This window comes from Pseudarthrobacter defluvii (assembly GCF_030323865.1).
Taxonomy (GTDB): domain Bacteria; phylum Actinomycetota; class Actinomycetes; order Actinomycetales; family Micrococcaceae; genus Arthrobacter; species Arthrobacter sedimenti.
In genome coordinates this window covers 2822622-2836144 of record NZ_CP066362.1, presented here as the reverse complement: position 1 = coordinate 2836144, position 13523 = coordinate 2822622, and the positions used below count along the sequence as shown (strand labels likewise).

Here is a 13523-nt window from a genome sequence, read left to right as displayed (position 1 = left end):
AGGTTCGCGAAGCGAGTGTGCCGCGGTGGGCAGTTCTATTCGTCGTTGGAGGCCCCAATGATGGTGGTGCGCACACGCGCCACGCTGGGCCGCGGAGGGACGCTGCTGAAGCCGAACGTGACGGCCGGCCGGATGGGGGAGAGCGTCCCGGCATTGGCACCTTCCCAGGTGACGACGGCGGAGGCCAGGTGGTGCAGGTCGGTCACCCCATAGAACTCCGCCCTTCCACTGCCGGCAGTTCCGTACGTGCGGGCGCCGGGTGCCGCGAGGGCAGCGAACGGGTTGACCGCGGCGAGCCAGCGGGGATGGACGGCAAGGCGCCGGGGTACTGCCCGCAGCGCTGCTCCCAGCAGGGTCCTCGCACCGGTGACGGCCCGGATTGCCAGCGGGCCGGCGTCGACCGTCAACGTCTGATCGGTGAGCGAGGCACCAACGTCCAGCACCCGCACGTCATCAAAGTTGTAGGTGGCTGAGATGAAGGCGGCCACTTCGGGTGTTGGTGCCAGCAGCAGCCGGTGTCCTGAAGGCTGTTGCACCATGACGTCGGCGAACGACCCAAAGGGGGAGTCCTGCCAAATCCCGACGACGGCGCGCAGCCCGGAAGCAGTGCCGATGCCAGCGATGTGCCCGTCAAATGTCCAGCGGCTGCCCATCACGCCACTGTAGCGGGAAGGGTGTGCCTCATAGAGGCCCGTAGGCGGCATTGCCGTACGGATCGCGCCAGACGGCCAGGTCCTCCTCGACTGCCCTCCGAAGGCTCGGGTTGGTTTGCACCCGAAGGCGGAACGACTCCCGGGCCCTGCCCAGGACCGCGGACGGGACGATGATGCACGCGACCAGCAGGGCCAGGAGGAGCACGTAGATGCCCACCACGATTGTGACCTCACCGGCACCCTTTGCCACGGCCGAGGGCAGGGCGAGAATCATGATCCCGCCCAGAATGGCCCCCAGAAAAGACATCATGGCGATGCCGCCCCGGGAGGATCCCGGACCACGGGTGATCAGGACCCTGTCGGACCTGGGCAGGACGGCCCGGACCCGTCTCCACCCGACCAAGCCCAGCACCATCAGCACAGCCCCCAACGGGACCAGGACGAGCGCGGCCACAGGGTTCCCCGACATCACGGATGTGAAGGCGCCTGCCAGGGCCAGGACGGGTCCGCCGGCGATCGCCCCGCTCCAGCCGGCGGCCACGGTGCCTTGGGCATCCGCCAGTTGGCGCTGCCGGGACGGGGCGTCCGGTGGGCTGACCCGGGCCACTTCCGGGGAGAGCCAATGGTCGAGCGAATGGACAGGCGTCTCGGCGGGAAAAGGAACGGAGTTCGTCATATCGGAAGGAGGCCAATCGTTGAAGCCATCGGGAAGCATCCACCGAAGCCCCCTGCCTAGGCTACGTGCTTGCTCGGCGCAGTCTCCAGGGCCGAGGATGCCCTTCTGGTCCGGCCCAGGCAAGGCCAGCGGACCTGCTGGGATAACCTAGAGCAGTGACTTATGAGATCGAGATCGGCCGTGGCAAGCGTGGGCGTCGTGCCTACTCCCTGGATGACATTGCAATCGTCCCCAACCGTCGCACCCGCGACCCCAAGGACGTCTCCGTCTCCTGGCAGATCGACGCCTACCAGTTCGACATGCCGGTAATTGCCGCCCCAATGGACTCAGCCATGTCCCCGCAGACCGCCATCGCGCTGGGCAAGCTCGGCGGGCTCGGCGTGCTGGACCTGGAAGGCCTCTGGACCCGGTACGAGGATCCGCAGTCGGTTCTCGATGAGATTGCGGCGCTGGAGGACGAGACCAACAGCCCCGCCGTCACCGGTCGGATGCAGGAGCTGTACCAGGCGCCCATCCAGCCCGAACTCATCACGTCCCGGCTGGCCGAAATCCGGGAAGCCGGCGTCACCGTGGCCGGGTCCCTGACCCCGCAGCGCACCCAGGAGCACTACAAGACCGTCCTGGCCGCCGGTGTCGACATCTTCGTCATCCGCGGCACCACCGTTTCCGCCGAGCACGTCTCCAAGGACCACGAACCGCTGAACCTGAAGCAGTTCATCTACGAACTCGACGTCCCCGTCATCGTCGGCGGTGCTGCCGGCTACACCCCGGCGCTGCACCTCATGCGCACCGGCGCTGCCGGCGTACTGGTGGGCTTCGGCGGCGGCGCAACCACCACCACGCGGCGCGCGCTGGGCATCCACTCGCCCATGGCCTCAGCCATCTCCGACGTCGCGGCCGCCCGCCGGGACTACATGGACGAGTCCGGTGGCCGCTACGTGCACGTAATTGCCGACGGCGGCATGGGCACCTCGGGCGACATCGTCAAGGCAATCGCCATGGGCGCCGACGCCGTCATGCTGGGCAGTGCCCTGGCCAGGGCAGAAGAAGCGCCGGGCAAGGGCTGGCACTGGGGCCAGGAAGCCCACCACACCGAACTGCCGCGCGGGGACCGCGCCAACGTCGGCACTGTGGGTCCGCTGGAGGAGGTCCTCTTCGGACCCGGCCACCACACCAACGGAACGTCCAACCTCATCGGGGCCCTGCGGCGCTCCATGGCGACCACCGGCTATTCGGACCTGAAGGAATTCCAGCGGGTCGACGTCGTCGTATCTCCCTACGAAGGAAACTAACGCACAGGTCAGGGCCGGGTGGGCACCACCCGGCCCTGCCCAAGCACGCCACTTGCAAGTAGTGTGGGTTTACTACCGGCACTAGAGGCACTGGAGGCGTTCAATGAAGAGTGTTCCTGCAAACGGCGGGGTCCTTGGCCCCGAAGCCAGGGAAGCATCCATCCAGCGGCTGCGCGCCACCACGGAACCCGGCCAGGAACTGGACATCCTGATTGTCGGCGGCGGCATCGTCGGCACAGGAGCCGCCCTTGACGCCGTGACCCGGGGGTTGAGCGTCGGCATCGTCGAGGCCAGCGACTGGGCTGCGGGAACGTCCTCCCGGTCGTCAAAACTCATCCACGGCGGCCTGCGCTACCTGGAAATGCTGGACTTTGCCCTGGTCAAGGAAGCCCTGCAGGAACGCGGGCTGCTCCTCTCCGAGATTGCACCCCACCTGGCCCGGCCGGTGCCGTTCCTGTATCCGCTGACCAAACCCTTCATCGAGCGGCCCTATGTTGGTGCCGGCATCGCCCTCTATGACGCCATGTCAGTCTCCGCCGGCCACAGCCGCGGCGTCCCGTTCCACAAGCACCTGAGCCGCCGCGGCACCCTGCGCGCCGCGCCCAGCCTGAAGGACGACGCCTTCGTCGGGTCCATCCGGTACTACGACGGGCAGGTGGACGATGCCAAATACTGCGCCAACCTGGTCCGTACCGCTGCCTACTATGGCGCCCATGCCGTGAACCAGATGAAGGTGGTGGACTTCCTCCGGGAAGGCGAACGGGTAGTCGGTGCCAAGGTGGAAAACCGCGAAGATGGGACCCAGTTCAGCATCCGCGCCAAGCAGGTCATCAACGCCACTGGCGTATGGACCGACGAGACCCAGGCCATGGTGACCGACCGCGGCCAGTTGCGCGTCCGTGCCTCCAAGGGCATCCACCTTGTGGTTCCGCGGGACCGCTTCCAGTCCACCGTGGGGCTGATCCTGCGCACCGAGAAGTCCGTGCTGTTCGTCATCCCGTGGGGGCGGCACTGGATCATCGGGACCACCGACACCGACTGGCACCTGGACAAGGCCCACCCCGCCGCTTCCAGCAAGGACATTGACTACGTCCTGGAACACGTGAACCAAGTGCTGAAGCGGCCACTGACCAGGGAAGACGTTGAAGGGGTCTACGCAGGGCTGCGGCCGCTGCTTGCCGGCGAAAACGACTCCACCGCCAAGCTCTCCCGCGAGCACGTGGTGGCGCATCCGGTCCCCGGACTGGTGGTGGTGGCGGGCGGCAAGTGGACCACTTACCGGGTCATGGCCAAGGATGCCGTCGACGAGGCCACCCGCACCATGGACGAGCGGGTGCCGCCCAGCTGCACCGAGACCATCCCGCTGCTGGGTGCCAGCGGTTTCCGGGCTGCCTGGAACCGCCGGAACCGTACCGCCGAGGAATCCGGGGTCCACGTGGCGCGGATCGAGCACCTGCTCAACCGGTATGGGTCCATGACGCCCGAAGTCCTGGAAATCATCGGGCAGAATCCTGAGCTGGCTGAGCCCATCCCCGGAGCAGACGACTACCTGCAGGCGGAAGCTGTCTACGCCGCCACCCACGAAGGTGCCCGCCACGTGCAGGACGTCCTGACCCGGCGGACACGGATCTCCATCGAGGCCTGGGACCGCGGCGTATCCGCCGCCCCCGTTGTCGCTAAACTGATGGGTGACGTCCTTGGCTGGAGCGAGGCGCAGCGCGAAAACGAAGTCCGCCACTACCTTGCCCGCGTGGAAGCGGAACGCCTTAGCCAGCAACAGCCGGACGACGAATCCGCAGACGCCGCCCGCCTGGGCGCGGAAGACATCGTGCCCTTGCGTTGAGGGGCCGCTAGCCCCACTGCTGACCGAAGGGATACGCCTTGGCGGAACCACTGGACCCGTATGACGCCCACCTGACCACCGCCGACATGGTGATCCTGGAAATGGAGGCGAAGGACAAGACCGACGCCACCAACCAACTGGCAGAGCGGCTGTACGCCGCCGGGCGGATCTCGGATCTTGACGGGTTCCTGACGAATGTCAATGCCCGGGAGCACCAGCTGGCGACGGGGCTCCCGGGCGGCATCGGATTGCCGCATGCCCGCAGCGAATTCGTCTCCCAAACCTCCATCGCGGTGGGCATTGCCAAATACGGCCATGCGCTGGACTTTGGTGCCGCGGACGGTCCCGCCACGGTCATCCTGCTGATTGCCACGCCAGCCAGCTCCTTCTCGGACCACTTGGAAGTGTTGGCCACCTTGGCCCGGTCGCTCTCCAAGGAATCATTCCGGGAGTCGCTGCGGCGGGCCTATGACGCCGAAGTGATTGCCGAACTCATCAATTCCAGCCTGGTGTTCTTCGACCACTAGGCACCGCTGGGGCGGACCGTCCCGTTTCCGGTCCGAATGCCCAGGCGTTTAGTTGTTCTACAGAAGTACGAAGTACGGTTAAGACGTGTGGAAAACAGCCCTTAAGCCCCGATGGATCGCAGGCTTTATCTTCGCGATCGTTATCTCCGGGGTCTTCGTGCTGCTGAGCCAGTGGCAGTTCGGCCGCTCCACCCAGCCCGAAGTGCCGGTCAACCCGGCTTCCGAACAGGTCCAACCGCTCACAAACACCCTGCAGCCAGGGGAGTTCTTCCACGGCAGCGTCGCAGACCAGATGGTCACGGCACAGGGAACGTACAGCCCCGACAAGCAGGTCCTGGTTCCGGGCAGGCTCCACGACGGCAAAAGCGGCTACTGGGTAGTGTCCGCCTTCGCCGTCAACGGAGCCCCCACCCTGACCGGCGCGGGCGCATCTCCCCAGACCTGGATCCCGGTGGCACGCGGGTGGGTGGCCCAACCCGGGGACGCGGCAGCACCGCCGTCGGGCGTTGTTGAACTCACCGGGCGCCTCCTGCCATCGGAGGCACCGGTGGCAGGGAAGGCACCGAAACCGGGGGAGGCCTCGGCTGTTTCCGTCGCCGAACTCATCAACTACTGGGACGTGAGCAGCTACCCGGGCTTTGTGTCCGCCACCGCAGAGGTGGTGGGCGGCCAGGACCTCAGCGCCTCAGCCGTCCCTGGAAAACTCCTGCCCCTGAACATCGGGCCACAGCCCCCTGAACAGCACATCAACTGGCTGAACCTGTTCTACTCCATCGAATGGGTCGTCTTCGCCGGCTTCGCCTTCTTCATCTGGTGGCGCCTGGTCAAGGACGACTACCACCGCGACCTTGAGGAAGCCCTTGAGGACGACGATGAAGCCCCCGCAGGCGGGCTCCACGAAACACCGCCTCTTCCACACGGGCCTGAACAGCAGCAGCCTGACCAGCACCAGCAGAAGGTACAGCCATGATTGATCCGAAACCCGCCACTCCGTCCCCGCAGGCATCCGGCGGCAAGACTTCCCCCAAGAAGCGCCGCTTCGGCGGTACTGAGGCGCAGATCCGGTCCGCCCTGAAGTTCTACAAGGTCATGGCCTACCTCACCGGAACCATGCTGCTCCTGCTCTGCGCCGAACTCGTGGTGCGGTACGGCTTCGGGCAGTACCTGTTCGCGGGCGGCACCAACGCCGTAAGCGGCCAGCCCTTCGGCTTCGGATTCGCCGACGCCGAGCCGGCCGGGGTGATCAACGGCGTCAACGTCTCCGTCACGGTGCTGATCGTGCACGGCTGGATGTACGTGGTGTACCTGATCTCCAACTTCCGGCTGTGGTCCCTCATGCGCTGGCCGTTCCTGAAGCTGGTCCTGCTGGCACTTGGCGGCGTGGTGCCGTTCCTGTCCTTCATCGTCGAGAAGAAGTTCCACGCCGAGGTGGAGGCCGAGCTGGCCGCCAACCCGCAGGCTCCGCAGCGCTACTGAACCCCTCCGCGGCAGCCCCGCATCGGGAACCGGCCGCCCGCCGTCGGACGTTTGCTCCGTCACAGCGCGGCGTCCCAAGATGCGCCGGTGCAATGGCGCCAAGTAGGCTATTACGGTGACTACTCCCACTGCATCCCAGACTTCCCAGAAGCCGGTGCTGGTTGTTGATTACGGTGCCCAGTACGCGCAGCTGATTGCCCGCCGCGTCAGGGAAGCGAATGTGTATTCGGAAGTGGTTCCGCATACTTACTCCACCGAACAGCTCCTGGCCAAGAACCCCGCCGCCATCGTCCTGTCCGGCGGCCCCTCCAGCGTTTATGCCGACGGCGCCCCGAGCGTTGGTGCCGACCTCTTCGAAGCCGGCGTCCCCGTCTTTGGCATCTGCTACGGGTTCCAGGCCATGGCCAACGCGCTGGGCGGCAAGGTGGACAAGACCGGCCTGCGGGAGTACGGATCCACCGAGACCACCATTCTGGGCGAGGGGCGGTCCGTGCTTGAAGGCATGCCCCAGCACCAGAAGACCTGGATGAGCCACGGCGATTCCGTGCACGCGGCGCCCGAGGGCTTCGAGGTCCTGGCCACGACGGCGGGCGCGGAAGTGGCTGCCTTCGCCAACGAGGAAAAGGGGCTCTTCGGTGTGCAGTGGCACCCGGAGGTCAAACACTCCGCGTACGGCCAGCAGGTGCTCGAGAACTTCCTGTTCAACTGCGCCAAGATTGAGCCCAACTGGACCACCGGCAACATCCTGGAAGAACAGGTGGAGCGGATCCGCCGGCAGATCGGGGATTCCCGGGTCATCTGCGGGCTTTCCGGCGGCGTCGATTCAGCAGTGGCCGCGGCCCTGGTCCAGCGTGCCGTAGGCGACCAGCTCACCTGTGTGTTCGTGGACCACGGACTGCTGCGTGAAGGCGAAGCGGAACAGGTGGAACGCGACTTCGTCGCCGCCACCGGCGTCAAGCTGTATGTGGCCAACGAACAGGAGCGCTTCCTCTCGGCACTGGCGGGCGTCAGCGACCCAGAAACCAAGCGCAAGATCATTGGCCGCGAGTTCATCCGCGCCTTCGAAGAAGCCGAACTGGCCATCATTGCCGAGGCCGCCGCACACGGCGAGAAGATCAAGTTCCTGGTCCAGGGAACCCTCTACCCGGACGTCGTCGAATCCGGCGGCGGCGAAGGTGCCGCGAACATCAAGAGCCACCACAACGTCGGCGGCCTTCCCGAGGACCTCCAGTTCGAGCTCGTTGAGCCTCTGCGCGCCCTGTTCAAGGACGAGGTCCGCGCTGTTGGCGCCCAGCTGGGCCTGCCGCAGGAAATCGTTGGCCGCCAGCCGTTCCCCGGCCCCGGCCTGGGCATCCGAATCGTCGGTGATATCACCAAGGAGCGGCTTGACCTGCTCCGCAAGGCAGACGCCATCGCCCGCGCCGAACTGACCGCGGCGGGCCTGGACAACGAGGTGTGGCAGATGCCGGTAGTGCTGCTGGCGGACGTCCGCAGCGTCGGCGTCATGGGTGACGGCCGCACTTACGGCCACCCCATCGTGCTGCGTCCCGTTTCCTCTGAGGACGCCATGACCGCCGACTGGTCGCGCCTGCCCTACGACCTCCTGGCCAGGATTTCCAACCGGATCACCAACGAGGTGGACGGCGTCAACCGGGTGGTGCTGGACGTCACCAGCAAGCCGCCGGGAACCATCGAGTGGGAATAGCATCCTAAGTGGCCGGCCTCCGCCAGCGGGGGCCGGCCACTGCTTTTCCCCAACGAATCCTCCGCAATTTCCCGTGCTCCAGTGTTGCGGTCGCTCAAGTCCGGCGCCGAAGCGGCTACTCTCGAACCTATGCCGGTATGGTCCAGGGCGTCACGTGCAAACGCAGAAAAGAAGGCAGAAGTGTCAGTTGGTCAAGGCCACCCGGAGGGCTCGGAAGAGCTTCGTAAATGGCTGTCCGGGCTCAAACCCGTCACCGGCGCGGACACAATGCTGCGCTTCACCAAGACGCCCGAAGGTTCAATCGACCTCACCTCGGCACACCCCTCCGGACTCGCCCAGCTCATGGCCGGGCGCCGCACCCGCCTGTCCACCCTGATCCGGGACCGGCAGCAGTACGTGGTGGCGGCCAGGGCTTCGCGCAACATCCGGTCCAAGATCTTCGAGCTCGCCAACGACCGCGGCATCGACGCCGGGTACCTGTCCGCGGGAACGGTGGTGTGGACCTCCGCCGTCGGAGGTAAGCCCCAGCGTGTCTCCGCCCCCGTGATGCTGACCGCCATCTCCCTCACGGTTCGGCCGGGGGAGGACGACTTTGAACTGCAGCTCACCGAGCAGGCGCAAATTAACCCGGCACTGGTGCGGCACCTGAAGAACATCCACGGCATCGTTTTCGACGTCAACGCCGTGACCCGCCTGGCCTACAGCACCGCCCGGTTCGACCCCCAGCCCGTCCTTGACCGTCTGGCCACCCTGATCCGGCCCATCCACGGAGCGGAAACCCAGCACAACCTGCTCGTTTCCACCTTCGCCGATCTCTCCGGCAACCTGGACGACCCCTGGATCAACGACACCCACCCCATCGTGTCCGCGCTGGCCACCGCCGCCGGCGGCGAGATGGTAGACGTCGAGGAACCGGACCCGTCCCGCTTCCCGAACCTGGACAACCGGCACCCCAAGGATGAGCTGCTCCTGCTGGACGCGGACACGGACCAGCAGTATGTGATCGACGCAGCCCGCGCCGGGGACTCCCTGGTGGTCAGCAGCCCTCCCGGCACCGGCCAGACCCAGACCGCTATCAATACCATCGGCGCCCTGGTGGATGCCGGCAAGACAGTGCTGGTGGTGGGCGACCGCCGCGCCAGCCTCAACGAGGTCTCCGGACACCTGGAGTCGCTGGGCCTGGACTCCATCCTGCTCCAGCTCACCGGGAACGTCACGGCCCAACAGCTGAAGGGCCAGCTGGTCCGGGCGATCGTCCGCAACGAGAAGTCGCTGGAACCGCAACTGGGGAACCTGCACAACACCCTCACCGAGCACCGGCACGCGCTGATGGACCACGTGGCATCGCTGCACAACGTCCGCGAACGCTGGGGCTGCTCGCCGTACCAGGCCATGCAGTCCCTCGCCGAGCTCACCTCCATCCACCCGGCACCGGCCACCACCGTCCGGCTTAAGCGCAGCGTGCTGGACAGCATCCGGGACCGCGAGGAGCTCGCCGGCCGTCTGCGCCGGGCTGCCGAGCTGGGCAGCTTCAGCAAGGCGGCCACCACCAGCCCCTGGCACGGCGCAAGGTTGCTGACCCGCAAGGAAACCGAGGAAGCGCAGGACCTGGTCCGGTCTGTGGCCAAGAGCCTTCCCATCCTCCGCGACCGCATGGACGCCGTTGCCGAGCACGCCGAAATCCGCCTGGGCGAATCCTTCGCCGAGTGGGGCGAACAGCTGGAACTGCTGGTCGCCGTGCGCGGCAGCCTGGACAAGTTCACCCCGGACATCTTCGACCGCCCGGTGACGGACCTGATCTCCGCCACCGCGCCGTCCTCGTGGCGGCGTGAGCGCGGCATCGAGTTGACCGCCATGCAGCGCTCCAGGCTGCGCCGGGTGGCCAAGGAATATGTGCGCCCGGGCGTCCACATCGCGGATCTGCACTCGTCCCTGCTGCTGGTCCAGGAACAGCGGGCCCTGTGGGCCGGATACGCGACCACGCAGCGGCACCCCGCCGTTCCATCGGGCCTGGCGGAAATGAACGCCATGTACCGCTCGCTGGACAAGGAGCTGGCGCAACTGGGCGAGGCCCTGCGGCATACCGAAGACGGCGGGTCACTGACCGGCGTTCCCTACCGGCAGCTGATGGAACGCCTGGAACGGCTGGTGGCGGACACCGACACACTCAAAACGCTGCCCGAACGCACGCTCCTCATTGAGAGCATGCGCGAACACGGCCTCGGTGAACTCCTTGCCGATCTTGCCGAACGGGAGGTGCCCGAAGGATCGGTCGCGGCCGAACTGGAGCTGGCCTGGTGGCAGTCCGCCCTCGAGGCAATGATCAGCGGTGACGACTACCTTGCCATGTCCGACGGCGACGCCCTGCGCCAGCTCGAGGCAGAGTACCGCCTCGCGGACAACGCCCACATTGCCAGCGGCGCAGCCCGGCTGCGGTGGGCCCTGGCGGAGCGGTGGCGCACCGCCATTGCCGCCCAGCCGCGGCAGGCCGGCCTCCTGCGCAGCCTGCTCAAGGACGGGCGGGTCTCCCTGCCCGCCCTCACCGCACAGGCTCCGGACCTGATCGGCACACTGGTTCCCGTCTGGTCTGTCAGCCCCTACCTCATGACGGGCCTGCTTCCAGCCGAACAGCACTTCGACGCAGTGGTGATCCTCGATGCGGAGGCCACCTCCCTGCAGGCGGTCCTGCCCTCGATTGCCCGTGCCCGGCAGGTCATTGCCTTCGGCGATTCCCGCATTGCCACGCCGCGGACCTTCACGGTGGGGGTGGAGCGGCTGGCGCCCGGAGAATCGGCGCACCACCGTGTGGAAAGCGCCTTTACCGCGCTCTCCGCCGTCCTGCCGGTATGGCAGCTCAACGTGGTGTACCGCGCAGTGGATGAGGACCTGGTCCTCCAGCTGAGCAAGAGCTTTTACGACGGCGGCCTGCGCCGGCTGCCGGAAGGGCAGTCCGCCACGGGGCTGGACCGCTCCCTGCTGGTTGAGTACCTGCCGGACGGCACCGGCCTTCCCAGTGCCGACCACGAGGGGGTGGAATCCGTCGTGGCAGAGGTCAACCGCGTTGTGGAACTGGTCTTCGAGCACGCCCGGATGCGTCCCCGGACTTCCCTCGCCGTGGTGACCGCCAGCCTCCGGCATGCGGCCCGGATTGGCGAGTCCATCCGGCTCCAGCTGTCCAACCAGCCCGGCCTGGCCGGATTCTTCGGAGCCGGCCCGGAGTCCTTCCGGGTGGTTGACCTGGAACGCGCCCAGGGCCTGGTCCGTGACCACGTCATCTTCTCGCCGGGATTCGGGCGCACCCCGCACGGCCGTGCACTGCACAACTTCGGGCCGCTGTCCGCGGAAGGCGGCCGGGAGAAGTTCGCCCTGGCCATGACCCGGGCACGGCGCTCCCTGCACGTGCTGACCTGCTTCCGCCCGGAAGACCTGGACCACACCCGCCTCACTCATGGCGCCGTGGACCTGTACACGCTGCTGGACCGGGAAATCTCCGGCAACACCGACCTTGGTACCCCGGCCTCCCGCGCCGCTGCCAGCGAACAGGCACTTGGGGCGGACCCCCTGGTAGCGGATCTGGGGGACCGGCTCCGCGCCCGCGGGGCCAGGGTATGGCACCAGTACGACGGCGCCATTGACGTGGTCGCCGCGGCCGACCCCCTGAACACCATGGGCCAAGACGACCTGGACCTGCCCCGGCCTGTGGCCATCGAGTCCGACGGCACCAAGCAGTACCGCGCCATGAGCGTACGTGAACGCAGCCGGCTGCGCCCGGAACTGCTGGAACGCCTGGGCTGGCGCTACATGCCGCTGTGGACCATTGAAGTCTTTACCGACCCCTCCACCTGCGCCGACCGCATCGCCGGGTACCTGGGACTTGAGAACATCGTGCTGCCGGGCAGGAGCACCACCTCCACGGGATTCCTTGACGACGACGTCCACCAGGCGCTCAATGGAATCGATACTGCACCATCCGCCGCCTCCTACCTGCCGGGCGGGGCGGCCGGAAACCTGGACAGCGACGGGGACCGCCAGGAAGCCGGGACAATCCGGCACAGCGCCGACGGCAACTCGGACGCGTCCGGCGCGGACCGTTCCGGCGCCGGTTCGGGTCACCACGGCCAGGGCAGGCGCTCGGGCAGCCCGAAAATCGAGGAGTCGGACCCCGTGAGCAACGAAAACCCGAGTAAGGAAGACAGGGCCGGGAACGCCGGGCCCGAGGAAGATATGCACCACGATCGGAACAAGAACCAAGAGACTGCACCAGGTGCTGGCCCTGCCTCCTCCGGGGACGCTGCGGCATCCGCCCCGGCCGCACGCACAGCACAGGGTGGCAGTGAGGAAATCCTTCCGAGCAAGGCTGCTGAGGACGATGCCCGCAGCTGGGGTGACCGGGAGGACGACCATGACACCTGGTTGAAGGAACAGAAGCCACCGCACTGGGGCTGACCGCACTGGGGCGGACCGCGGCGTCCGGAGGGACCCGGCGCAGGGGATCGACTACCCGGTGTCCGGTTTCGGCCCGGTGCGGCTGGCTGATGTTACGGCGGGCCGACCAGGACGAAGAACAGCCGGCCCTGGGTTGAGGCTCCGGCCAGGCGCGAGGATTGTTCCGCGTTGGCCGCCACCACAATCAGTCCATCCGTTTCGGTGGTGCCCAGCCATTGCCCGCCCTGGCCGCCGTTGTTTGAAGTCCATAGGACGGGGACGGCAGATGCCAGGACCTGGGAGGGACCCTGCTGGTCAAACCCGTTGGCCGATGTCAGCACCACGTTGACCAGCTGGCCGGGGGAGACCAGCTGGATGGATGCGGCGTCCGCCATGCGGAGGGGAACCGCCGCTGAACCGGGCGGAGTGCCTGCGAGCAGTCCCGGACCGAGCAGTTGAGCGTCCGTGAGGAGTTGGCCTTTGCGCACGGGTGCGGCCAGTTGCTTGCCCGCTGCGGCGGCGTCATCCTGCAAAAAGCCGTCGGCCACCATTCCCGGCGGCACCTGGAGGTGCGCCAGATCTGCTGCCGTCACGGCGGTCCCGGCGGGAAGATCCCGGGCTGCGGCCAACGCCGTCACAGTGGCGAGCGGGGGAGGAGTGAGCTGCTGCACCGTAAGGGCTGCAGCTGCGCATAACAACAACGCGGCAACAAGCCTGCGGTTGCGGTTCAGCCACCCGGCGAGACGTGCCCCCGGGGAACGGTCTTTACCGCGGCGTGCAACGTTTCGGGGGCTGGCGGGAGGCCGGTAACGGTCGCGGCGACGGCGGGGAAGTCTGGACATGCGCCCACGCTAGTTGCGGTAAACGCACCTGGGGAGCCGGAACGAACGCTATGTGGACAACGGCGGCCGGCGCTGGAACGCGCC

10 protein-coding genes are annotated in these 13523 nt (G+C 67.1%); 7 read left to right on the top strand and 3 right to left on the bottom strand.

What is annotated here, in order from left to right; translation table 11 throughout:
* Positions 1–35 precede the first annotated feature (35 nt).
* The gene (locus tag JCQ34_RS13070) at positions 36–653 is read right to left on the bottom strand and encodes a hypothetical protein (protein WP_286398090.1); all 618 of its coding nucleotides are present in this window, start codon (positions 651–653) and stop codon (positions 36–38) included.
* 28 nt (positions 654–681) lie between these two features.
* On the bottom strand, positions 682–1329 hold the full coding sequence (locus JCQ34_RS13065) for a hypothetical protein (protein WP_286398088.1): 648 nt from the start codon (positions 1327–1329) through the stop codon (positions 682–684).
* A 155-nt stretch (positions 1330–1484) separates the two neighbouring features.
* Between JCQ34_RS13065 and JCQ34_RS13060 the strand changes: the two genes are divergently transcribed.
* The 7 genes from JCQ34_RS13060 (at position 1485) to JCQ34_RS13030 (ending at position 12618) form a co-directional block, all read left to right on the top strand.
* Entirely contained in the window at positions 1485–2621 is a 1137-nt protein-coding gene (locus tag JCQ34_RS13060) for a GuaB3 family IMP dehydrogenase-related protein (protein ID WP_142133157.1), read from the top strand.
* Between the two features lie 103 nt (positions 2622–2724).
* Positions 2725–4464, top strand: a complete 1740-nt coding sequence (locus JCQ34_RS13055) for a glycerol-3-phosphate dehydrogenase/oxidase (protein ID WP_286398086.1) — start codon at positions 2725–2727, stop codon at positions 4462–4464.
* Positions 4465–4502: 38 nt separating this feature from the next.
* A complete protein-coding gene (locus JCQ34_RS13050) occupies positions 4503–4991 on the top strand; it encodes a PTS sugar transporter subunit IIA (RefSeq protein ID WP_286398084.1) in 489 nt (162 codons plus the stop codon).
* Positions 4992–5076: 85 nt separating this feature from the next.
* Positions 5077–5961, top strand: coding sequence for an SURF1 family protein (locus JCQ34_RS13045; protein ID WP_286398082.1), 885 nt, complete (start codon positions 5077–5079; stop codon positions 5959–5961).
* Positions 5958–6467, top strand: coding sequence for a DUF3817 domain-containing protein (locus tag JCQ34_RS13040; protein ID WP_286398080.1), 510 nt, complete (start codon positions 5958–5960; stop codon positions 6465–6467). Before JCQ34_RS13045 ends, JCQ34_RS13040 begins: the two co-directional genes overlap by 4 nt.
* A 115-nt stretch (positions 6468–6582) precedes the next feature.
* Positions 6583–8172, top strand: a complete 1590-nt coding sequence (gene guaA, locus JCQ34_RS13035; protein WP_286398078.1) for a glutamine-hydrolyzing GMP synthase — start codon at positions 6583–6585, stop codon at positions 8170–8172.
* 180 nt (positions 8173–8352) lie between these two features.
* Entirely contained in the window at positions 8353–12618 is a 4266-nt protein-coding gene (locus JCQ34_RS13030; RefSeq protein WP_434738912.1) for an AAA family ATPase, read from the top strand.
* A gap of 92 nt (positions 12619–12710) precedes the next feature.
* Here JCQ34_RS13030 and JCQ34_RS13025 read toward each other — a convergent pair whose 3' ends face one another.
* Positions 12711–13439 carry an RcpC/CpaB family pilus assembly protein gene (locus JCQ34_RS13025; RefSeq protein WP_286398074.1) on the bottom strand — a complete coding sequence of 243 codons (729 nt, stop codon included), beginning with the start codon at positions 13437–13439 and terminating at the stop codon, positions 12711–12713.
* Positions 13440–13523: the final 84 nt, after the last annotated feature.

What these genes read in the sequence shown, in the direction of transcription:
- JCQ34_RS13055 (WP_286398086.1), top strand. Translation starts at nt 2,725, where the DNA reads ATGAAGAGTGTTCCTGCAAACGGCGGGGTCCTTGGCCCCGAAGCCAGG.
- JCQ34_RS13025 (WP_286398074.1), bottom strand. Translation starts at nt 13,439, where the DNA reads ATGTCCAGACTTCCCCGCCGTCGCCGCGACCGTTACCGGCCTCCCGCC.
- JCQ34_RS13065 (WP_286398088.1), bottom strand. Translation starts at nt 1,329, where the DNA reads ATGACGAACTCCGTTCCTTTTCCCGCCGAGACGCCTGTCCATTCGCTC.
- JCQ34_RS13070 (WP_286398090.1), bottom strand. Translation starts at nt 653, where the DNA reads ATGGGCAGCCGCTGGACATTTGACGGGCACATCGCTGGCATCGGCACT.
- JCQ34_RS13040 (WP_286398080.1), top strand. Translation starts at nt 5,958, where the DNA reads ATGATTGATCCGAAACCCGCCACTCCGTCCCCGCAGGCATCCGGCGGC.